Genomic DNA, 2,370 nt, shown 5'->3' with positions numbered 1-2,370 from the left:
CGGAGCCGTGGTCAACATGGACCTGGTCGACGAGGAGGCGCGGCAGGCGGTGGAGGCCCGCCACGCCAACACCCCCGTACTAGTCCGTTGGTTGACCGCCAGCGGGCGCCTCACACCTTGCGGTATTGCTGGGCCTTGCCCCGGTCCCGCACGCTGATGCCGAGCGTGCGCAGCTCGTCGCGCGCCTCGTCGGCGGCACCGGTCCGGTCGTCGGCGAGCGCCCGCTGCCGCATCCGCAGCAACGTGTGGGCACGCTCGTCGAGGCCCGGCCCGTTGTCGACCCAGGCGGTGTAATCCGCCTCGTGCGGGTCGGCGGTGCCACGCCAGGGATACCTCTGCTGCTCGAACGCGGACGACAGACGCCCCGCGAGGCCACTGTCCACCCGGGTGCGGACGTGCTCCCGGCCGTCGGTATCGCGCAGCACCAGCTCACGGCCGTCGGTGAACACCTCGGCGATCCGGGCCCGTTCGACGTGGCGGCCGCCGGTGGCGTCGTGGACGACGACGCTGTCGGCGCCCACCTCGATCACGGGATTCTCCTTGCGCCAGGTGCCCGCCACCCACGCCCCGGCCACACCGCCGCAGAGCGTCAGCACCGGCACGGCCCACACGAGCGGCAGCGCGGCCGCCAGCCGGAGCGGGCCCGGCGCGCTGTCGAAGAGGCTGATCATCCAGTCGGCGAGCGGGCCCACGGCGAACGCGGCGCCGAGGCCGAGCGCGGCCCCGCCCAGGATGACGGCCCACAGCCACGCCTCGGGCAGGCGCACAGTGACGGGGGGCTCACGCTTGACCATCGGTGTTCTCACTCTCTCGCTCCGTCCTCTTGGGCTCTCGGTCCGTCCCCGCGGGCGCCAGGTAGCGCGCGACGGTGCGGCGCAGCGTGGGGAGCGGGGAGTGGTCGGGGCGAACGCCCAGGTACGTGGCGTCCACCAGGTTCTCCAGCCAGGCGGCGGCCTCGGCAGGGTCGAGCTCCGGGTCGACGGTACCTGCCTCGATTCCGCGCGCGAGGAGCCCCGCCAGCCCGTCGCACACCACCCGGGACGTGCGGCCGACGACTTCGAGGAGTTCGGCGTCGTGCCGGACACGCCGCAGCAGCTCGACGACCATGCCCGAAGCGCTCGGGTCCTCGGCCTCCGCAGCCAGCTCGGTCACAACGGCGAGGACGGCGGCGAGGGGGTCGTCGGTCCCCTCGTGACGGGCGATGAGCGCCTCCGCGCGCGGAAGGTCCTGCTCAAAGACCGCGCGGAAGAGGGTCTGTTTGTCGGCGAAGTAGTAGAAGACGCTGCCTGAGCTGAGCCCGGCGGCCGACGCGATCTGCGCGACCGTCGTCCACTCGAATCCCTGCACCCCGAAGAGGCGGCCCGCCTCGGCGACAATTGCCTCCCGCCGCCGCGCATGCCGCACTGGGTCGGCCGTTCGTGGCATCCCGCACCCCCTATTCATTAACTGGCTAGTCAATCAAAGAATAGTGCACGAGGCCCTGAAGGTCTCCGGTCCACCTCAAGTGGCGTTCGATTTAGATAGTCCGCCGCTTGCGCCCTCAACAAGTCAGTCCGATGCCCGACGGCGTGCCTGGAAACGCGAAGAGGGCATCCAAGATCGTTCTGTGAACAACGAAGACTTGGACGCCCTGCTGACAGCACTGTACGTGAAGATCGACGACGAGCTGGAGGTGGAACGATGGATGGGCTGTCCGCCGCAGTTGAGCGATGCCGAGCTGGTCACGCTCGCTGTGGCCCAGTCCCTGCTCGGCTTCCACTCCGAAGCTCGGTGGCTGCGGTATGCGCGCAAGCACCTCGCGACGATGTTTCCGTACCTGCCGCAGCAGTCCGGATACAACAAGCGCCTCAAGGCCGCGTTGCCGCTGGTCAAGAAGGCGATACGACTGCTCGCCGCGGACAGCGACTTCTGGTTCGACAACCACGGGATCGTGGACTCGACGCCGGTGGAGTGCGGGCGTTCGCGGCCGACGGTGAAACGCTCGAACATGGCTGGCTGGGCCGGATACGGGTACTGCGCCTCCCACTCCCGCTTCTTCTGGGGCCTGCGCCTGTACCTGGTCTGCACCCCGACGGGGATGCCAATCCCGTGGGCGCTCGCGAACCCGAAGATGGACGAACGCGAGGTGCTCCAGGCATTGCTCGACATCGACGAGCACCTGGTCGCCGACCGGCCCGGCCTACTGCTGATCTCCGACAAGGGCTTCGCTTCCAAGGAGTTCGAGATAGACCTCGCGGTGCGGGGGATCGACCTGCTGCGGCCGGCCTTCAAACGGGAGAAGAAGCGCAAGGGCGAGTCTCTCCTCAAGTCCGTGCGCCAGCTGATCGAGTCGGTCAACGACACGTTGAAGGGGCAGTTGGACCTCGAGCA

Annotated in this window: 3 protein-coding genes; 1 reads left to right on the top strand and 2 read right to left on the bottom strand. The window is 69.1% G+C overall.

Annotation, left to right across the window (positions count from 1 at the left end; all coding sequences use genetic code 11):
* Positions 1-110 precede the first annotated feature (110 nt).
* Both ACZ7L9_RS38035 and ACZ7L9_RS38030 read right to left on the bottom strand, forming a co-directional pair.
* Positions 111-806 (bottom strand): YqeB family protein, encoded by a 696-nt coding sequence (locus ACZ7L9_RS38035; RefSeq protein ID WP_471422092.1) that lies wholly within the window; start codon positions 804-806, stop codon positions 111-113.
* Positions 781-1,425, bottom strand: coding sequence for a TetR/AcrR family transcriptional regulator (locus tag ACZ7L9_RS38030; protein ID WP_471422091.1), 645 nt, complete (start codon positions 1,423-1,425; stop codon positions 781-783). Before ACZ7L9_RS38030 ends, ACZ7L9_RS38035 begins: the two co-directional genes overlap by 26 nt.
* 181 nt (positions 1,426-1,606) lie before the next feature.
* On the opposite strand from ACZ7L9_RS38030, the gene ACZ7L9_RS38025 reads away from it, so the two are divergent.
* A partial coding sequence (locus ACZ7L9_RS38025; RefSeq protein ID WP_471422090.1) for an IS982 family transposase occupies positions 1,607-2,370 on the top strand: 764 nt, incomplete at its 3' end.

The organism is Streptomyces sp. NPDC111516, assembly GCF_055635345.1.
This window is presented reverse-complemented; position numbering and strand designations above follow the sequence as displayed.